General features: G+C 54.6%; 15 protein-coding genes. 8 read left to right on the plus strand and 7 right to left on the minus strand.

Annotated elements, in window-relative coordinates; translation table 11 throughout:
- The first annotated feature begins 137 nt into the window (after window positions 1-137).
- The gene (gene metC / locus C3432_RS15365; RefSeq protein ID WP_103777444.1) at window positions 138-1,325 is read left to right on the plus strand and encodes a cystathionine beta-lyase; all 1,188 of its coding nucleotides are present in this window, start codon (window positions 138-140) and stop codon (window positions 1,323-1,325) included.
- A 139-nt stretch (window positions 1,326-1,464) separates the two neighbouring features.
- Window positions 1,465-2,124 (plus strand): DedA family general envelope maintenance protein YghB, encoded by a 660-nt coding sequence (yghB, locus tag C3432_RS15370; RefSeq protein WP_103777445.1) that lies wholly within the window; start codon window positions 1,465-1,467, stop codon window positions 2,122-2,124.
- 51 nt (window positions 2,125-2,175) lie between these two features.
- Here yghB and C3432_RS15375 read toward each other — a convergent pair whose 3' ends face one another.
- Complete coding sequence (locus C3432_RS15375) at window positions 2,176-3,075, minus strand: AraC family transcriptional regulator (RefSeq protein ID WP_103777446.1); 900 nt, start codon at window positions 3,073-3,075, stop codon at window positions 2,176-2,178.
- 193 nt (window positions 3,076-3,268) lie between these two features.
- Here C3432_RS15375 and yqhD point away from each other — a divergent pair, with 193 nt between their 5' ends.
- Window positions 3,269-4,432 carry an alcohol dehydrogenase gene (yqhD, locus tag C3432_RS15380; protein WP_103777447.1) on the plus strand — a complete coding sequence of 388 codons (1,164 nt, stop codon included), beginning with the start codon at window positions 3,269-3,271 and terminating at the stop codon, window positions 4,430-4,432.
- Window positions 4,433-4,535: 103 nt separating this feature from the next.
- A complete protein-coding gene (gene dkgA / locus C3432_RS15385; protein ID WP_103777448.1) occupies window positions 4,536-5,363 on the plus strand; it encodes a 2,5-didehydrogluconate reductase DkgA in 828 nt (275 codons plus the stop codon).
- 35 nt (window positions 5,364-5,398) lie between these two features.
- Here the strand turns inward: dkgA and C3432_RS15390 are convergent, their stop codons facing one another.
- The 6 genes from C3432_RS15390 to C3432_RS15415 all read right to left on the minus strand — a co-directional run bounded on the left by C3432_RS15390 (window position 5,399) and on the right by C3432_RS15415 (window position 13,731).
- Window positions 5,399-5,833 (minus strand): carboxypeptidase-like regulatory domain-containing protein, encoded by a 435-nt coding sequence (locus tag C3432_RS15390; RefSeq protein ID WP_103777449.1) that lies wholly within the window; start codon window positions 5,831-5,833, stop codon window positions 5,399-5,401.
- Window positions 5,834-5,966: 133 nt separating this feature from the next.
- Window positions 5,967-8,138 (minus strand): YgiQ family radical SAM protein, encoded by a 2,172-nt coding sequence (locus C3432_RS15395; protein WP_103777450.1) that lies wholly within the window; start codon window positions 8,136-8,138, stop codon window positions 5,967-5,969.
- A gap of 402 nt (window positions 8,139-8,540) precedes the next feature.
- Window positions 8,541-9,953 carry a cell division protein FtsP gene (gene ftsP / locus C3432_RS15400; RefSeq protein ID WP_103777451.1) on the minus strand — a complete coding sequence of 471 codons (1,413 nt, stop codon included), beginning with the start codon at window positions 9,951-9,953 and terminating at the stop codon, window positions 8,541-8,543.
- Window positions 9,954-10,041: 88 nt separating this feature from the next.
- Window positions 10,042-10,779, minus strand: coding sequence for a 1-acylglycerol-3-phosphate O-acyltransferase (gene plsC, locus C3432_RS15405; RefSeq protein WP_103777452.1), 738 nt, complete (start codon window positions 10,777-10,779; stop codon window positions 10,042-10,044).
- A 181-nt stretch (window positions 10,780-10,960) separates the two neighbouring features.
- Window positions 10,961-13,219, minus strand: coding sequence for a DNA topoisomerase IV subunit A (parC, locus tag C3432_RS15410; protein ID WP_103777453.1), 2,259 nt, complete (start codon window positions 13,217-13,219; stop codon window positions 10,961-10,963).
- Window positions 13,220-13,338: 119 nt separating this feature from the next.
- Complete coding sequence (locus C3432_RS15415; protein WP_103777454.1) at window positions 13,339-13,731, minus strand: YgiW/YdeI family stress tolerance OB fold protein; 393 nt, start codon at window positions 13,729-13,731, stop codon at window positions 13,339-13,341.
- 151 nt (window positions 13,732-13,882) lie between these two features.
- Here C3432_RS15415 and qseB point away from each other — a divergent pair, with 151 nt between their 5' ends.
- The 4 genes from qseB to C3432_RS15435 all read left to right on the plus strand — a co-directional run bounded on the left by qseB (window position 13,883) and on the right by C3432_RS15435 (window position 16,923).
- Window positions 13,883-14,542: a quorum sensing response regulator transcription factor QseB gene (qseB, locus tag C3432_RS15420; protein WP_103777455.1), complete on the plus strand. Its 660-nt coding sequence runs from the start codon at window positions 13,883-13,885 to the stop codon at window positions 14,540-14,542.
- Window positions 14,539-15,888 (plus strand): quorum sensing histidine kinase QseC, encoded by a 1,350-nt coding sequence (qseC, locus tag C3432_RS15425; protein WP_103777456.1) that lies wholly within the window; start codon window positions 14,539-14,541, stop codon window positions 15,886-15,888. Before qseB ends, qseC begins: the two co-directional genes overlap by 4 nt.
- A gap of 108 nt (window positions 15,889-15,996) precedes the next feature.
- Window positions 15,997-16,578, plus strand: a complete 582-nt coding sequence (locus tag C3432_RS15430; protein WP_103777457.1) for an NAD(P)H-dependent oxidoreductase — start codon at window positions 15,997-15,999, stop codon at window positions 16,576-16,578.
- A 30-nt stretch (window positions 16,579-16,608) separates the two neighbouring features.
- Window positions 16,609-16,923 (plus strand): putative quinol monooxygenase, encoded by a 315-nt coding sequence (locus C3432_RS15435; protein ID WP_103777458.1) that lies wholly within the window; start codon window positions 16,609-16,611, stop codon window positions 16,921-16,923.
- Window positions 16,924-16,955: the final 32 nt, after the last annotated feature.

Below are 16,955 nucleotides of genomic sequence, written 5' to 3' on the forward strand. Positions count from 1 at the left end.
CTTTGCGTTTACGCAGTAAAAAAGTCACCGAAGGCAATTTGGGTAAAATTTTCGGCTTTATGCGGATTATTCAGGATGCGAACGTCATCATCCATGTTAGTTTAGACATCCAGACGTATAAAAACAGGTAACCCAACATGGCAGAAAAACAGCTCGATACCCGACTGGTGAATGCAGGACGCAGCAAAAAATACACGCTCGGTTCGGTGAATAGTGTAATTCAACGCGCGTCTTCGTTGGTGTTTGATACGGTAGAAGCAAAAAAGCACGCTACGCGTCATCGCGCCAACGGCGAGCTATTCTATGGCCGTCGCGGCACGCTGACGCACTTTTCCTTACAGGAAGCGATGTGCGAGCTGGAAGGCGGCGCCGGATGCGCGCTCTTTCCGTGCGGTGCCGCCGCTGTCGCCAATACCATTCTGGCGTTTGTCGAACAAGGCGATCATGTGCTGATGACCCACACAGCCTATGAACCCAGCCAGGATTTCTGTAGCAAGATCCTCGGCAAGCTCGGCGTCACCACCGGCTGGTTTGATCCCCTGGTGGGCGCAGATATCGTTAAGCATATTCAGCCCAATACCAAAGTGGTGTTTCTGGAATCACCCGGCTCCATCACAATGGAAGTACACGACGTTCCGGCGATTGTCGCCGCGGTCAGAAGTGTCGCACCGAATGCCATTATCATGATTGACAACACCTGGGCTGCCGGCGTGCTGTTTAAAGCGCTCGATTTTGGGATCGATATTTCCATTCAGGCGGGCACCAAATATTTGATTGGTCATTCAGACGCGATGGTAGGGACCGCCGTTTCCAACGCACGTTGCTGGGAACAACTGCGTGAAAACGCCTATCTGATGGGGCAAATGGTGGATGCCGATACCGCGTATATGACCAGTCGCGGCCTGCGTACCCTCGGCGTTCGTCTGCGCCAGCACCATGAAAGCAGCCTGAAGATCGCCGAATGGCTGGCAGCGCATCCGCAGGTCGAACGGGTGAATCATCCGGCGCTTCCCGGCAGCAAAGGTCACTCATTCTGGCAACGTGATTTTACGGGCAGCAGCGGGTTGTTCTCGTTTGTCCTGAAAAAAAAGCTGACCAACGAAGCGCTGTCCGCTTATCTGGATCACTTCAGCCTGTTTAGCATGGCCTACTCCTGGGGAGGCTTTGAATCACTGATTCTGGCCAATCAGCCTGAGCAGATTGCACAAATTCGCCCTGAGGGCAGCGTCGATTTCAGCGGAACCCTGATCCGTCTGCATATTGGTTTAGAGAACGTTGACGATCTGATTGCGGATTTAGACGCAGGATTTTCCCGCCTCATGTAAAATTGACGCCAATGGACATATATGCAGACACTTCTGCTGGAAATGTCTGTATTTGTTGCGTCCGGGATCAAGGCATCCCGCGCCATTCAGGAGTACAATAGGCACATTAAGGCTTAAACGCGGTTCCACAGGAAAGTCCATGGCTGTCATTCAAGATATTATCGCTGCGCTCTGGCAACACGACTTTGCCGCGCTGGCTGACCCACACGTTGTTAGCGTTGTCTACTTTGTGATGTTTGCCACGCTGTTTTTAGAAAATGGCCTCTTACCGGCTTCATTTTTACCTGGCGACAGCCTGCTGCTATTGGCCGGAGCGCTGGTGGCACAAGGGGTGATGGACTTCTTGCCGACTATCGCGATTCTGACCACCGGCGCAAGCCTCGGCTGCTGGCTGAGTTATATTCAGGGGCGCTGGCTGGGAAACACCAAAACGGTGAAAGGTTGGCTGGAGCAGCTTCCGGCAAAATATCATCAGCGCGCAACCTGTATGTTTGACCGTCACGGACTGCTGGCGCTACTCGCCGGACGCTTTCTGGCGTTTGTCCGCACCCTGCTGCCAACAATGGCGGGAATTTCCGGGCTTTCAAACCGTCGGTTTCAGTTCTTTAACTGGCTGAGCGGCCTGCTGTGGGTCGGCGTGGTGACCAGTTTTGGCTACGCACTCAGCATGATCCCCTTCGTTAAGCGCCATGAAGATCAGGTGATGACCATCCTGATGATCCTGCCGATTGTCCTGCTGGCCGCCGGTTTGCTCGGAACTCTGTTTGTCGTGATCAAGAAGAAGTATTGCAGCGCCTGAGACGTTGATTGCCGGATGGCCCTGCGCTTATCCGGCCTGCGTTAACCCTCATTAACTTCCCTGGATTGTCCGAATTCTTGCCGCATCCTCACCCGGCGTTACGCCAAAGTAACGTTTGAATTCACGACTAAACTGCGATGCACTCTCATAGCCTACCCGCATCGCGGCTGCGCTGGCTTTCATGCCATCGTGCACTATCATCATCCGCGCCTTATGCAGCCGATAGGTTTTCAGGTACTGCAATGGCGAGGTACTGGTGACTGACTTAAAATTATGATGGAACGCCGACACGCTCATGTTAGCTTCCGCAGCCAGTTGTTCAACATTGAGATTTTCGGTGTATTTGGTTTCAATCCGCTTAAGCACCCGGCTAATCAGGCTGAAATGGGTCTGGCGGCTCACCAGCGCCAGCAACGCGCCGCCGCGCGGCCCGGTCAGGACATGGTAGAGGATCTCGCGGATAATCTGTTTACCAAGAATACGGGCATCCAGCGGTCGCTCCATTACATCCAGCAGGCGTTCAGCCGCACAGAGGATCTCCTCCGAGAGCGTCGCGGAGTTAATTCCACTCGCCGCCACTGAAGGCTGAAAGAGATCGTCTTCACCGATATCCATCAGCAGCTCCTGCAGTTGCAGAATATCGACATTAATGCGAATACCCGCGAGCGGCACCTCCGGCGTCGCATAGGTTTCACATTCAAAGGGTAGAGGAACGGTCAGCAGCAGATACTCATTGGCGTCATAACGAAACACACGCTCGTTGATGTAGCCAATTTTATGGCCGGAAAAGAGAAATATAATGCCGGGCTGATACATCACCGGCGTGCGCGGGGCGGGTTCTGCGCCATACAGCAAACGCACGTCGGGCAGCAGCGCATTTAGCCTGTTCTCATTGTTTTTCAGCTGTTTAACTTTTTCTGTCAGCAGCAGGCAGATCTCTTCACGATTCATAGCGCATCGGTTTCTCTTCGGTTGACGACGTTTTGATTGTGCGAAAAATTATTCATTTTCTCCAGCACTCTGGAGAAATGGGCAAGACATTGGCAGAAATGAGCATTGAGAGAAAAGCGGTCGGCGACCACAATGTTCACCATCAGGCAGAGCGACGCCTGCCCTCTTTTTTACCCACATAAGGGAACGAGCGATGAACAATTTTAATCTGCATACCCCAACCCGCATTCTGTTTGGTAAAGGTGCCATCACCGAACTGCGCGAGCAGATCCCTCAGGACGCCCGCGTTCTGGTCACATACGGCGGCGGCAGCGTGAAAAAAACCGGCGTTCTCGATCAGGTTCTGGATGCCCTGAAAGGGCTGGACGTGCTGGAGTTTGGAGGTATTGAACCCAACCCCGCTTATGAAACGCTGATGAACGCGGTGAAAATCGTGCGCGATCAGAAGGTGACTTTCCTGCTGGCCGTTGGCGGCGGTTCCGTACTGGATGGCACCAAATTTATTGCTGCCGCGGCGCATTACGCAGAGGGCGTGGATCCGTGGCGTATTCTGGAAACCCGAGGCGGTGATGTGCAAAGCGCGGTCCCAATGGGTTCCGTGCTGACGCTGCCAGCAACCGGTTCAGAATCTAACTCTGGCGCGGTTATCTCACGTAAAACGACCGGTGATAAGCTGGCGTTTATGACCCCGTTTGTGCAACCGGTCTTCGCGGTACTGGATCCGGTTTACACCTACACCCTGCCGCCACGTCAGGTTGCCAACGGCGTGGTGGATGCGTTTGTTCACACCGTTGAGCAGTACGTCACTTACCCTGTCGATGGCAAAATTCAGGATCGCTTCGCGGAAGGTATTCTGCTGACGCTGGTTGAAGAAGGTCCGAAAGCGCTGAAAGAGCCGGAGAACTACGATGTGCGCGCTAACGTGATGTGGGCGGCGACGCAGGCGCTGAACGGTTTGATTGGCGCGGGCGTTCCGCAGGACTGGGCAACCCATATGCTGGGCCACGAACTGACGGCGATGCACGGACTCGACCACGCCCAGACGCTGGCGATTGTATTACCTGCCCTGTGGAACGAAAAACGTGATACCAAGCGCGCCAAACTGCTGCAATATGCTGAACGCGTCTGGAATATCACCGAAGGTTCAGAGGATGCCCGCATTGATGCCGCCATCGCCGCAACCCGCAGCTTCTTTGAGCAAATGGGCGTGCCGACTCGCCTGTCGGATTACGGTCTGGACGGCAGCTCTATTCCGGCGCTACTGGCGAAGCTGGAAGCGCACGGCGGTACCAGACTGGGCGAACATCACGACATTACGCTGGACGTCAGCCGTCGCATTTACGAAGCGGCACGCTAAGCTTTTTTCGCCTCTGACTTTCGTTTTTGTATATTTCGTCCAGGCTTAAGTCACACAATCTCACCGGAGCCTGCTCCGGTGAGTTCATATAAAGGAGGAACGCATGACGAATCCAACCGTTATCAAGCTACAGGATGGCAATATCATGCCGCAACTGGGCTTAGGTGTCTGGAAGGCAAGCAACGAGGAAGCGATAACCGCCATTCATAAAGCGCTGGAAGTGGGCTATCGCTCCATTGATACCGCTACCGCCTACAAGAATGAGGAAGGGGTCGGCAAAGCGCTGAAAAGCGCGGGCGTCGCCCGGGAAGAGCTGTTTATTACCACCAAACTGTGGAACGATGACCAGAAGCGGCCTCGTGAAGCATTGCAGGAGAGTCTGGAAAAACTCCAGCTCGATTACCTTGATCTGTACCTGATGCATTGGCCGGTTCCGGCAATCGACCACTATGTCGAGGCCTGGAAGAGCATGATAGAGCTGCAAAAAGAGGGGCTTATCAAGAGTATCGGCGTGTGTAATTTCCAGATAAACCATCTCCAGCGGCTGATTGATGAAACCGGCGTCACCCCGGTCATAAACCAGATAGAACTTCACCCGTTGATGCAACAACGCCAGCTCCATGCCTGGAACGCAACGCACAAAATCCAGACAGAATCCTGGAGCCCGCTGGCGCAGGGCGGCGAAGGTGTTTTCGATCAAAAAATCATCCGCGATCTGGCCGATAAATACGGCAAATCTCCGGCGCAGATTGTCATTCGCTGGCATCTGGATAACGGGCTGGTGGTGATCCCGAAATCTGTCACCCCTTCACGTATCGCCGAAAACTTCAACGTCTGGGATTTCCGCCTCGACAAAGATGAGCTGGGCGAGATTGCTAAACTTAATCAAAGCAAACGCCTCGGGCCTGACCCGGATCAGTTCGGCGGTTAAATCCCCGTTTAAATCCCGGAGCCTGGTCTCCGGGCTTATTTTTCCAATGCAGACGGGTGACAAATGCCCGCGTCAGGCGCCGAATGCGACGCGTCCGGCAAAGTACATATCACGCGGTAAGCCTCGCCATCAGCCGCATACACCCCGCCAAAACGACCGCCCAGTCGAGCCTCATACGTTTTCCCTTCGGCGGAAATGCGCAGCGTGGAGCGATAGATCCAGTCCATGGGGCCAATCGGCAGAAAGAAGGTCCATTCATACTTATTGGGGAAGGAAAAGAAACCGTCGCGATCGGATACGGTACTGACGGAAGGCGCATTACTTTCTAAGGTTATTTCTGCGCCCTGAACCGGTTTTCCGCCGTTATCGGTCAGTCGTCCTTCCACGGCAGGCTGAGTCTGATGGTATGCCACACAGCCGCTTTGTAATAATGCAATCAGCACCACCGCTGCCCCTGTCCGCTTTGCCATCCTTGCTCTCACTTTAGATTGAGTACGTTTTCCTGAGATGGATGATACTCCGGGTTGGCGATCTCCAGGAATAATTCAGCCATTGTCGATGCAGGAACAGGCCCGGTGAACATAACGTCACCGGGCTGAGGGGTTAACGTCCGGCGACTTTACCGCGCCTTTTTTTCGCGGCAGGAGTCTGGCGCTGGTGCGCCACCGGCGTGTGTTTGGTCAGCGCCGGACGGGTGTTTCGGTTCTGACGGCGCGCTTCACGCATCTCTTCCAGCGTAGGGGCTGGCACCAGACACTCGCGACGACCGCCAATCAGATGCTTTTTACCCATCTCTTCCAGGGCCAGACGAATTAATGGCCAGTTTGCCGGATCGTGATAACGCAGTAGCGCTTTATGCAGACGGCGCTGCTTATCGCCCTTCGGCACCACCACGTCTTCACTCTTGTAGCCAATTTTACCCAGCGGGTTTTTCCCGGTGTAATACATGGTCGTGGAGTTGGCCAACGGTGACGGATAAAAGTTCTGAACCTGATCGAGGCGGAAACGATGACGCTTCAGCCACAGCGCCAGATTCACCATATCCTCGTCCCGCGTCCCCGGGTGCGCAGAGATAAAGTACGGGATCAGATACTGCTCTTTCCCGGCCTGTTTAGAATAAAGGTCGAACAGCTCTTTAAAGCGGTCATAGCTGCCCATGCCCGGCTTCATCATCTTCGACAGCGGTCCTTCTTCGGTGTGCTCCGGCGCAATTTTCAGATAGCCGCCGACGTGATGACTTGCCAGCTCTTTAATGTAACGCGGATCTTCAACGGCGATGTCGTAACGAACGCCGGAGGCAATCAGGATCTTCTTGATGCCGTCCAGAGAGCGGGCGCGGCGATAGAGGTTGATCGTCGGCTCATGGTTAGTGTCCATGTGCGGACAAATATCCGGATAGACGCACGACAGACGGCGGCAGGTTTGCTCCGCACGCGGCGACTTACAGCGCAGCATATACATGTTGGCCGTGGGTCCACCCAGATCGGAAATCACGCCGGTAAAGCCCGGAACGGTATCGCGGATCGCCTCAATTTCATTGATGATCGAATCTTCTGAGCGGCTCTGGATGATGCGCCCTTCGTGTTCAGTGATCGAACAAAACGAGCAGCCGCCAAAGCAGCCGCGCATGATGTTAATCGAGAAACGGATCATCTCATACGCTGGAATGCGGCTGGAGCCATACGCCGGATGCGGCACGCGTTTATACGGCAGCGCAAAAACGCTGTCCATCTCTTCGGTGGAGAGCGGAATGGCGGGCGGGTTGATCCAGATGTAGCGGTCGCCATGCTTTTGCATCAGCGCACGTGCGCAACCTGGGTTCGTTTCGTGATGCAAAATACGTGAGGCGTGCGCATACAGCACTTTGTCGCCCTTCACTTTCTCAAAGGACGGCAGCAGGACGTAGGTTTTCTCCCACGGCTTCGGGCGCGGCGGCTGTACGGTGACAGCTTTGGCTTCCTGTTTTTTCGGGGCAACCGGTTTGTTATCCGCGCACGGCAGATCTTCCCCATACGGATGCGGGATCGGATCAATTTTACCCGGCGTATCGAGACGGGTTGAATCTACACCACTCCAGCCTGGCAGCGCGTCTTTAACCATAATCGCGGTGTTACGCACGTCGCGGATCTGGTCAATGTTTTCGCCCATCGCCAGACGGTGCGCAACTTCCACCAGCGGACGCTCACCGTTGCCGAACATCAGCATGTCGGCTTTGGAATCGACCAGCACAGAGCGGCGAACGGTATCAGACCAGTAATCATAATGCGCGGTACGGCGCAGGCTGGCCTCAATACCGCCGAGGATCACCGGCACATCTTTCCATGCCTCTTTACAGCGTTGGGTGTAGACCAGCGTGGCGCGATCCGGACGCTTACCCGCCACGTTATCCGGCGTGTAGGCATCATCATGACGCAGTCGACGATCGGCGGTATAGCGATTGATCATCGAGTCCATGTTACCCGCCGTCACCCCGAAAAACAGGTTCGGCTTGCCCAGACGCATAAAGTCGTCTTTGCTGTTCCAGTCCGGCTGGGCGATGATCCCCACGCGGAAACCCTGCGCTTCCAGCATACGGCCGCAAATCGCCATGCCGAAACTCGGGTGGTCGACGTAGGCGTCGCCGGTTACCAGTATGATGTCGCAGCTATCCCAGCCAAGTTGATCCATCTCTTCACGTGACATCGGCAAAAAAGGTGCCGGCCCAAAGCAGGCGGCCCAGTACTGCGGCCAGGAGAAAAGGTCGCGATCCGGTTGGATCAGGGAGATAGCACTCATATTGCTTCCAAAAAATTGGCAAAAAAATAAACAAAGGCCGGGGATTATAAGCCTGAATTCGACAGAAATCGAAAGGTTAATTCAGGCGTCCGCCGTTTCCTCTTCAATTGACGCTTAAAGGCGCAGCAGGTGGTTTCTGCCGCGCCTTAAGTACGTTTCTCCGGAGAAAAACGGCTACCTAAACCCTTCTGGCAGCCATAGTCTCAACGTAGAAATTTAACTCCCCACCTGAACAAAAGCTGAAATCCCGGCTGAAGTCAGTAACCCCATTAGCGTTGAGGCCAGCGCGCCATAGCTGTACTTCCGGGCTGCCAGCCTGACGACGTACAGAACTCAAAACCCCGAACCGAAAGGTCGGGGTTTTGTTTTTCACTCACCAGGCTTTTGGACTGCATTCGCGCTTTACGGCGTCGGATTCACCAGCAGCTGCCCTATCGATCCCCGATCCGCCATTTCCAGCGTCTGGCTGTTGAAGTAGAACGGGAAGTGTGCCCAGGAAGGCTGCCCGTAATACACCAGTAATTCCACCTGACCATCCACCCAGACGGTGTCTTTCCAGCCCCGGTCTTCCGGGAACGGCATCGCGCCATTCACGTTACGCACGAGGAAAGAGACACCTTCAATATGGAATGCTTGCGGCATATCGGCACGCACCATCCAGCGCTCCCACGATCCCTGCTGCGCGGTGATATCAATGCGATTTACGTCCCATAGCTGGCCATTGATACCCGGATCGTCGCCGAGGCTGATATCACGGCTGCGAACAGGCGCACCGCTCAGGATGTCCGCAGGCAACAGACGCATCGGCAGACTATCGGTGACCAGCGGCAACAGGCCAGTCGGGCGCAGGGTTAATACCAGCGTAGAGACCAGGATGCTGGAAGGCTCGAAGAAACCGCGGATCCTGTCGACGATGCTTGCCGCCTCACCGCAAGTAATCGAGACTTCATCGCCGTTGGTCATATCCACCAGGATTTCACGACGCTCACCGGGTGCCAGCGACAGCTGCTTCAGGGATACCGGCGCGGGTAAAAAGCCCTGATCGCCGGAGATCACATGCAGCGCGCGACCATCGCTCATCTGTAACAGATAACGGCGCGAGTTAGAGGCATTCAGCAAACGCAGTCGCACCCAACCGCGGGAGACTTCCACATAAGGGCTTTGCGCACCGTTCACCAGCAGCGTATCGCCGACAAAGCCACCGCTTCCCGGCTCGCTGTACTCCGGCGTACCAAAGTTATCCAGCCGCTTATCCTGAATAATGATCGGGAAATCATCCACGCCATAATGATTGGGGATCGGCAGCGCCTTGCTGACCTCATCTTCCACCAGCCACATTCCGGCCAGCCCGTTGTAGACCTGCTGGGCGGTGCGGTTTGGCGTATTGGCGTGATACCACAGCGTGGCGGCGCTCTGACGAATCGGCAGCACCGGCGCCCAGTCTGCGTTTGGCGACATCATCCTCGCTGGCCCGCCCATGAGCGGCCCCGGCACCTGAAGCCCGGCGATGGTCATAGAGACATTTTCCGCCAGCCGGTTGCTGTAGATAAGCTTAACGTCATCCCCTTTCCAGACACGAATGGTTGGTCCGAGATAACGCCCGTTAATACCCCAGACGGGGGCGCGGGTACCCTGCGTGAAGGACCAGTGCGCACGCTGAAGCGTCATAAAAAGCGGCTGACCACGGCGGGATTCCAGCAGCGGCGGAACGGGCAGCGGCTGTTGCTGACCGGCAGCATTCGCCCTCAGCGGAACGGCACCTGCACACAGTGCAATTCCCGATGCCTGAATGAACTGTCGCCGACTGAATGACATATAAGCTCCATGTAAAAACTCGTCATACTGCACGCTGCATGTGCGTTGGCTTGCCTGCAACTTGAATTATTTAGAGTATATAATTGAATCAAATTTTCCCGGCGGCTTCCCGCTCAGCAACTTCTTTATCTAGCTCAGCAATTTTTTGTTCCATCAGCGAGCGGCAATAGGCTGCCAGCTCACGGACCTGGTCTTTCCCGTACGAGCTGATATCAACCGGCGGCAGCATCTCGACGATGACCAACCCGTTTTTCAGGCGGTTGAGGTTAATTTTATTCGAGGTATTGGAAACACACACCGGAATAATCGGCACACCGGCGGCAATCGCGGCGTGGAACGCCCCGGTCTTAAACGGCAGCAAACCGCGACCACGGCTGCGTGTCCCTTCCGGGAACATCCAGATCGAGATGCGACGTTTTTTGAAGTGATTAACCACTTCAGCGATAGTGCCGTGGGCTTTGGCACGGTTGTTTCGGTCAATCAGCAGGTTGCCCGTCAGCCAGTACAGCTGACCAAAGAAGGGGATCCACAACAGGCTTTTCTTGCCGACCGTCACCGTTGGCGGCTGGACGATATTTGCCGCTGTCACCATATCGTAATTATTTTGATGGTTAGCGATATAGATAGCATTACCGTAACTTTCAGCATCAGCAGGTTTACGGCATTCCACTTTCAGACCATACAGCGGCGCCAGGCGACCGAACATACGGCCAAAGGTGGAGACGTGTTTTGGGTTCCGCGGGCTGAACAGGCAGTAAATCGAACCGAAAATGCACACCAGAATGCAGTAGATAACCGTAATAATAAGACGAAAAATATATAGCATAACAACCTCTGAAAGCCTGAGAACCTGGTTTTCTACGTCACCTGACATCAGGTTAAGACATTGTTAGTAGGGTTCTCTGGAAAAACGTATTGTTAATCGCAACGCACGAATAGACAACGGTTTTACGGGATTTTTTAACGCTTTGCTCCCTCCCGGGCGGGAGGGAGAGTGAAAACGCGAATTATTCTTCGCTGTCACCGTGATTTGCTCGTCGTGGAGAATCAATCTCAATACGATCGATACGCTGTAAACCGCGCATCAGCGTACCGCGACGACCACGCTCACCGCTCACCTTCTGTAGCTCTTCAGGACGCAGCTTAATTTTGCGCTTACCGACATGAATGGTCAGCGTGCTTTGCGGCGGCAGAACATACAGCAGCGCCAGCGTATCGTCACCCCGCGCCGCTTCCGCTGACGGGATATTGATGATCTTATTCCCTTTACCTTTCGACAGCTGCGGCAGATCGCTTACCGGGAACATCAGCATACGACCGGCCTGGGTAATCGCCAGCAGCATGTCTGAATCATCTTCAATCACTACCGGCGGCATGACATGCGCATTTTCCGGCAGCGTTATCAGCGTTTTACCCGCTCGGTTACGCGCCACCAGATCGTTGAAGGTACAGACGAAGCCGTAGCCTGCATCAGAAGCCATCAGCAGCTTCTGCTCATCGCCTTCCATCAGCATATGTTCCACCGTCGCGCCCGGGGGCAGCGTCAGCTTGCCGGTCAGCGGCTCGCCCTGACCACGCGCCGACGGCAGCGTGATCGGATCGATGGCATAGCTGCGTCCGGTTGTGTCGATAAACACCACCGGCTGATTACTCTTACCTTTCACGGCGGCTTTAAAGCTATCCCCCGCTTTATAGTTCAGACCCTGGGCATCAATATCATGGCCTTTGGCGCTACGTACCCAGCCCATCTGCGACAGCACAATCGTGACCGGCTCGGACGGCAGCATGTCGTGCTCGCTCATCGCCTTCGCTTCTTCACGCTCGTGCAGCGGAGAACGGCGGTCGTCGCCAAAGGCATCGGAATCCGCCTGCAGCTCTTTCTTCAGCAGGGTGTTCATTTTGCGCTCGGAAGCGAGAATCCCCTGCAACCGCTCGCGCTCTTTCTCCAGCTCATCCTGTTCGCCGCGAATCTTCATCTCTTCCAGTTTGGCAAGATGACGCAGTTTCAGCTCAAGGATCGCTTCGGCCTGGGTTTCGGTAATACCGAATCGCGACATCAGCGCGGGCTTGGGTTCGTCCTCGGCGCGGATGATCTCAATCACTTCGTCGATGTTCAGAAACGCCACCAGCAAACCTTCCAGGATATGCAGGCGCTTAAGGACTTTTTCCAGACGATAGTTCAGGCGGCGGCGCACCGTATCACGGCGGAACACCAGCCATTCGGTCAGGATTTCCAGCAGGTTTTTCACCGCCGGACGCCCGTCCAGACCAATCATGTTCAGGTTGATGCGGTAGCTTTTTTCCAGATCGGTGGTTGCAAACAGGTGGTTCATCACCTGCTCCATGTCCACGCGATTCGAACGCGGCACAATCACCAGACGAGTCGGGTTTTCGTGGTCAGACTCATCGCGCAGGTCATCGACCATCGGCAGCTTTTTATTGCGCATCTGCGCGGCAATCTGCTCCAGCACTTTAGCGCCGGAAACCTGATGCGGCAGCGCGGTGATCACCACGGCGCCGTCCTCTTTGTTCCAGACCGCACGCATCCGCACGGAGCCGCGACCGTTCTGATAGATTTTGCGGATTTCCGCGCGCGAGGTGATGATTTCGGCTTCGGTCGGGTAGTCCGGCCCCTGCACGATATCCAGCACCTCATCCAGCGTGGTTTTCGGCTGGTCAATCAGCGCAATCGCGGCTTTCGCCACTTCACGCAGGTTGTGCGGCGGAATGTCCGTTGCCATACCGACCGCAATCCCGGTGGTGCCGTTCAGCAGAATATTGGGCAGACGCGCAGGCAGCATTTTCGGCTCCTGCATCGTGCCGTCAAAGTTGGGCACCCAGTCTGCGGTACCCTGGCCCAGCTCACCGAGCAGGACTTCAGCATACTTAGACAAACGCGATTCGGTATAACGCATCGCTGCGAAAGATTTCGGATCGTCCGGCGCCCCCCAGTTCCCCTGCCCGTCAACCAGTGGATAACGGTATGAGAATGGCTGCGCCATCAGCACCATCGCTTCATAACAGGCGCTGTCGCCGTGGGGATGGTATTTACCCAGCACGTCACCGACGGTACGTGCAGACTTTTTAAACTTGGCGCTGGCATTCAGCCCCAGCTCAGACATCGCATAAACAATACGACGCTGAACGGGCTTCAGACCGTCGCCAATAAACGGCAATGCCCTGTCCATGATGACGTACATGGAGTAGTTTAAGTAGGCATTTTCCGTAAATTCATGTAGCGCAAGGCGCTCTGCCATATCGCTCATTAACTGTGATTCCTCAACGTATTCGCCAGCCATCGAAGGGGCAATATTGCCGCAGATACTACCTTATCTGGCGCGTCGAGTCACAAAGAAAAGGGCTGCGAACGCAGCCCTGATGGGGATTATTTACTCACTTTATTGATTTGCTTCACGTCAATTTCAACGGAATTCCAGTCTTTATCCACTTCCCCCTGGATTTCAACGGTATCCTGCGGGGTGGCGGTCAGGCCGTTCCAGTGCTTATGGTCGATATCGACATTGATCGTGCCAGTCGCGTCTTTGAACAGATACAGGTCGTCGGAGATACGCTCAACGATATTCCCACGCAGCGTTACCCAGGTATCGTCGCGCAGCGACTTCGCGCTCGCAACCGTCGTGCTGCTCCCGTTCGGGCCAACAAAGCCACCGCTTTTATTTTGCGTCGCCGTGGGGCCAGAAAATCCACCTTGCTGAGTTGCCAGAACCGGTGCAGAGCACAATGCCATTACGGCAATCATAGCAGCCAATTTCTTCATGATAATCTCTCCCTTTGATGTCGATTTCTCATCATTTAATAAGGTAATCCTTAACAACTTCTTAAGGTAAAAAAAGAAATGTTTTTACTGTACAGCGCCAGCGGTAACAGGGTTTACTTGCTCTCAGCAAAGCTGAGCGCAGGGAGAGAAAATGCGAATTTTACTGGTAGAAGATGATGTGCTGATCGGCGACGGCATTAAAACAGGTCTGAGTAAAATGGGGTTCAGCGTCGACTGGTTTACTGAAGGTCGCCAGGGGAAAGAGGCGCTCTATAGCGCCCCCTACGATGCGGCGATCCTCGATTTGACACTCCCCGGCATGGATGGCAAGGATATTCTGCGCGAATGGCGCGAGCAGGGAAAACGTGAACCGGTGCTGATCCTCACCGCACGCGACGCGCTGGCGGAACGCGTTGAAGGCTTGCGTCTCGGCGCTGACGATTATCTTTGCAAACCCTTTGCCCTGATTGAAGTTGCTGCCCGACTGGAGGCGCTGATACGTCGTGCCAGCGGTCAGGTCAGCAACGCACTGCGGCATGGACAGGTAACGCTCGACCCCGGCAGTCTGGTCGCCACACTCGCGGGCGAATCCCTGGCGCTCAAACCGAAAGAGTTCGCCCTGCTGGAACTGTTAATGCGCAACAAAGGTCGCGTTCTGCCACGCAAATTAATCGAGGAAAAACTGTATAACTGGGACGATGACGTTTCCAGTAACGCCGTAGAAGTGCATGTCCATCATCTGCGCCGTAAGCTCGGCAGTGAATTCATCCGCACCGTCCACGGTATTGGCTACACGCTGGGTGATGCATGACGTTCGCATCGCGCCTTAGCCTGCGTCTCAGGCTTACGCTTATCTTCACTATTTTGGTTCTGGTGACCTGGCTGATTTCCAGTTTTGTCGCCTGGAAGCAAACCACCGATAACGTGGATGAGTTGTTTGACACGCAGCTCATGCTTTTCGCCAAACGGCTTATCACTCTTGATCTCGACGAGCTGAAAGCCTCCGAACGCATGGCACACACGCCGAAAAAGTTCAAACATGGTCATATTGATGACGACGTCCTGGTCTTTGCCGTTTATACCCTCGATGGGAAGATGGTGCTGCATGACGGCGACAACGGTCAGGATATTCCCTACAGCTATCGCCGGGAAGGTTTTGACGACGGATACCTGAACGGCGATAACGATCTGTGGCGGTTTATCTGGCTCACCTCAGCGGATGGAAAGTACCGTATCGTCGTCGGTCAGGAGTGGGAATACCGCGAAGATATGGCGCTGGCGATAGTAACGGCTCAGCTCGTTCCCTGGCTGGTCGCCCTGCCGGTGATGCTGTTAATTCTGTTCGTCCTGTTGAGTCTGGAGCTTAAGCCGCTGAAAAAGCTGGCGCAGGCTTTACACTTCCGCGATCCGGAATCTGAAGAACCGCTCAGTACAAAAGGTGTCCCAAACGAAGTTCGGCCATTAGTGGAATCGCTCAATCAACTGTTTTCCCGCATCCACTCCACGATGGTACGAGAACGACGATTCACCTCAGATGCCGCCCACGAGCTGCGCAGCCCGCTTGCGGCACTAAAAGTGCAGACTGAAGTGGCGCAACTTTCTGACGATGACCCGCAGGCACGACAAAAAGCGCTCCAGCAGATGCATACGGGTATCGACCGGGCCACGCGCCTTGTTGATCAGCTGCTGACGCTCTCCCGGCTCGACTCGCTGAATAATCTGCAGGATGTCGCCGAACTCTCGCTGGAAGAGGTGCTGCAGTCCGCGGTGATGGATATCTATCATCCTGCGCGGCTGGCGCATATTGACGTGCGTTTGCAGGTCAATGCCCACGGTATCAGGCGCACGGCTCAGCCGCTGTTGCTCAGTCTGCTGGTGCGTAATCTACTGGATAACGCAATCCGCTATAGTCCGCAGGGGAGCATTGTTGAAGTCACTTTACACGCCCGCAGTTTCACCGTCCGGGATAACGGTCCCGGCATTGCACCAGAGCTATTCACGCACATCGGCGAGCGTTTTTATCGCCCGCCGGGTCAAAGCGTTACCGGCAGCGGTCTGGGATTATCCATTGTCCGCCGTATTGCGTCGCTGCACGGGATGAGCGTCTCTTTTGCAAATGCCGCGGAGGGAGGTTTTGAAGTCACCGTGAAGTGGTAGCCCCTGATTATTGCTTAAGAAGCAAAAGACTTTGCACATTTTGCTAATTTCACCGCACCGCGCATTGACGTAACATGGTCCTCAAACAAGTTTCATTGAGGATAAATAATGAGCAATATTCTGATTATCAACGGTGCGAAAAAATTCGCCCACTCCAACGGTCAACTTAACGACACCCTGACCGAAGTCGCGGACGGCACGCTGCGCGACCTCGGGCATGATGTCCGAATCGTCCGCACTGACGGCGATTACAATATCAAAGAAGAAGTACAAAACTTTGTCTGGGCTGACGTGGTTATCTGGCAGATGCCGGGCTGGTGGATGGGTGCGCCGTGGACCGTGAAGAAATATATAGATGACGTCTTCACCGAAGGTCACGGCACGCTGTATGCCAGCGATGGTCGTACCCGTTCCGACGCCTCTAAAAAGTATGGTTCCGGCGGTCTGGTACAGGGGAAAAAATATATGCTCTCCCTGACCTGGAACGCGCCAATGGAAGCGTTCACCGATAAAGACCAGTTCTTCCACGGCGTTGGGGTTGACGGCGTGTATCTGCCCTTCCACAAAGCGAATCAGTTCCTTGGTATGGAGGCGCTTCCTACCTTTATCGCCAACGATGTGATTAAAATGCCGGATGTTCCACGCTATACCGCAGAATATCGCAAGCATCTGAACGAAATTTTTGGTTAACTGGTAGCCTGGAATTTGAAGGAGTTAACCATGCTTACAGTTATTGCTGAAATTCGTACGCGTCCAGGTCAACATCACCGCCAGGCGGTACTGGATCAGTTTGCCAAAATCGTTCCGACAGTACTGAAAGAAGAGGGTTGTCACGGCTATGCGCCAATGGTGGATCACGCCGCTGGCGTCAGCTTCCAGACAACCGCACCAGACTCAATCGTGATGATTGAGCAGTGGGAAAGCATCGCGCATCTTGAAGCACACTTGCAAACCCCGCATATGAAAGCTTATGGCGAAGCCGTAAAAGGCGACGTGCTGGAAATGAATATTCGTATTCTGGAATCAGGTATTTAAGACTGGCTACGTATCGCCGGGTCTCCCGTCAG

Source organism: Citrobacter amalonaticus, from assembly GCF_002918555.1.
Classification (GTDB): domain Bacteria; phylum Pseudomonadota; class Gammaproteobacteria; order Enterobacterales; family Enterobacteriaceae; genus Citrobacter_C; species Citrobacter_C amalonaticus_A.